This window comes from Actinoplanes sp. NPDC026670 (genome assembly GCF_040638175.1).
Lineage (GTDB): Bacteria > Actinomycetota > Actinomycetes > Mycobacteriales > Micromonosporaceae > Actinoplanes.
Genome location: NZ_JBEZXU010000159.1, coordinates 1 through 2,426 on the forward strand (window position 1 = coordinate 1; position 2,426 = coordinate 2,426).

Here is a 2,426-nt window from a genome sequence, read left to right on the forward strand (position 1 = left end):
TCCGCTGCAGCCCGCACCGGGCAACCCCGATCGTGCAGGCCATCCTCGCCCTGCACCACGTCGAGAACCCCGCCTACTCAGGATGAAAAAGGCTCATTGAAGTCGGGACTATCGTCCATGACGCTCCGTCGAAGTTTGCGACAGGCTCTCAGCGTTCCGGCACGATCTCGGCGACCGGATCACCCGCATCCTCCAGGAAAGCGCTGAAGGCGCCGACGCCAGGGGCGTAATGTTGCGCTTCGCCCTCTTTGGCGACGGCTTCAAGGACTCGGGCAACCTTCGGATGCGGGCGCCGAGCAACGCCATCCGGGAGTGAATGATCAAACTGTTCAGACATGGGCAGATCCACCCTCCAGCAATCGGCTCGTCACATCATGTGCGACCGGACGCACTCGCCACCTGAACTCTCGCCCGCATACACGGCAGGTATGCATTTGGACACCCGTTTGCGTAGTTGTTCATGGCTACTAGACCCACCCGATCAACCGCCCAGAGGGCCATAAGTCGAGCTGGTGCGGGTGCGTGGACGGTGCGGTCGTGGATCCACCGGTTCAACACCGAGGGCATCGACGGGGCGGGGCCTTCGGCAGCGTCCGGGCCGGCCATGTCGGCTCAGCGAGGACGACCGGTCGAGGATTGTGGCGCTGGTCAAGACGATGCCACCGGGCCGGTTGCCCTACACCCGGGCCGACGAGGAGCTAGTCCAGGATGACGACACGTCCACCGCCGCGATGTACCACGGCAGGGGATCTTCAGGGCGCGGATCTCGCAGCACCTTGGTCGCGGCCATCGTGGCGGATGGCGCGCCTCTCAGCCGCCGCTGAGGAGTTCCTGGCTGAGAGGCGCTATCGCTAGCATGCGGTGTGGGTAAAGCAGTACTTACAGGGCCGGGTAGCCGGGATGCATTGCTGCATCCCGGCCCCCTCAGAACCGGACGTGCGACTCTCACCGCATCCGGCTCAAGCAGGCTCCGTGGGCGTGCGAGTGCGGTCGTTGTTGCTGGTCTCAGCCTTCCGGGCCGGTTGGATACCGGCGGTGGCAGTGGGTGTGTATCAGGCGGCGTTGCTCGTCCGGGGCGTCGCGGTTCGATGTACTGATCACCTGGCGGGTTATCGCGACACGGATCGCGGTGAACCATCGCTCCCACTGGCCGGGGGAGTTCGGTTCGTGAGCGACGTGCAGGAGGAATTCACCGCATAGCGGGCATCGTCCTCGCTGCGCTCTGATCCCGGCGGCGAGCGACGGGGAAAGCCCGGGAGGAGGTCTCCTGCGGCGTCGTTCGGCCCAGTACTGGGTGAGCGCGGGGTCGTCGGGCGACGCCGCGTGTTTGACCAGTGCGTGCCGGACGATGTTGGTCCAGCAGAACTTGTGCAGGTGGGCGCCGGTGACCCGGTCGCCGAACACCCATTTGTCCTGCCTGGCCGGGTGGAACCTGCCGAAGTACCGGCTGTTGATCCAGTACCGTGGCTTGGTGGGGTGGCGGCGGCGAGTCCATCGGTAAAGGACTCCCCACATGTAGTCGTCCAGCGAGCTGAAGATCTTGGACGACACCCCGGGCCGGTAGTACGCGGCCCAGCCCCGGATGATCGGGTTGAGCCGAGAGATGATCATCATCGGGTCCGCGCCCCGCAGGGAGCGCATCTCATCCGACAACCGCTGCCTGATCCTGTTCACCGCGTCTTTGCTCGGTTTGATGAGTACCTTGCCGCCCCGCCAGGTGCGATACCGGCGGACGTTGAACCCGAGAAAATCGAACCCGTCCATGGCGTGGACGATCCGCGTCTTGGCGTCGTTGAACGCCAGTCCCCTGGGCGCAAGCCATTCGCTGAGCCGTTGCCTGACCTGTTCGGCCTGCTCCGAGCTGTGACAGAACGCCACAAGATCGTCGGCGTAGCGAATGAGTACCGGCGTACCGGACACGGTGTTACCGCGTTGGCGATACCGGACACCGGCAGCAGTCTCCATCCCGTGCAACACGATGTTGAGCAGCAGCGGGCTGATCACCCCGCCCTGCGGAGTTCCCTGCTCCGTCGGGGCGTACCGGCCCTGATCGACCGCGCCCGCCTTCAACCATGCCCGGATCTGTTCCCTGGCCGGGAACCCTCCGAGCGTGGCGAGCAACAGGTCATGGTCCACCTTGTCGAAGGCCGATGCCAGATCCGCATCGAGGACCCATTCCCGCTGGCAGCGAGGACCTTTGAGGGTCAGGAAGATCGCTTCGATGGCGTCGTGGCAGGAGCGACCCGGCCGGAACCCATATGACTTGGGTTCGAACCGGGCCTCCCACTCGGGCTCCAGCGCATTGCGGACCCGTGCTTGTTGCGCACGATCCCCTCCCTGTCACGCTGATGTGAGACAGCCCGTCTACCAGGGGATACTCTTCCTGGACGGCCCTGAGGAGCACACATCAGCATGACGTCGAAGCC

General features: G+C 64.8%; 2 protein-coding genes and 2 pseudogenes. 1 reads left to right on the forward strand and 3 read right to left on the reverse strand.

Translation table 11 applies throughout. The features are described 5' to 3' along the window. A pseudogene (locus AB0E94_RS52670) lies at nt 1–86 on the forward strand (IS5/IS1182 family transposase); the annotation flags it as partial. Between the two features lie 62 nt (nt 87–148). Here the strand turns inward: AB0E94_RS52670 and AB0E94_RS52675 are convergent. The 3 genes and pseudogenes from AB0E94_RS52675 to AB0E94_RS52685 form a co-directional block, all read right to left on the reverse strand. Continuing rightward, on the reverse strand, nt 149–337 hold the full coding sequence (locus AB0E94_RS52675) for a hypothetical protein (RefSeq protein WP_360344477.1): 189 nt from the start codon (nt 335–337) through the stop codon (nt 149–151). Nucleotides 338–1,005: 668 nt separating this feature from the next. Beyond that, the gene (locus AB0E94_RS52680) at nt 1,006–1,764 is read right to left on the reverse strand and encodes a group II intron maturase-specific domain-containing protein (RefSeq protein ID WP_360344480.1); all 759 of its coding nucleotides are present in this window, start codon (nt 1,762–1,764) and stop codon (nt 1,006–1,008) included. After that, a pseudogene (locus AB0E94_RS52685) lies at nt 1,744–2,319 on the reverse strand (reverse transcriptase/maturase family protein); the annotation flags it as partial. The pseudogene AB0E94_RS52685 and the gene AB0E94_RS52680, both read right to left, overlap by 21 nt. Between the last annotated feature and the right edge of the window lie 107 nt (nt 2,320–2,426).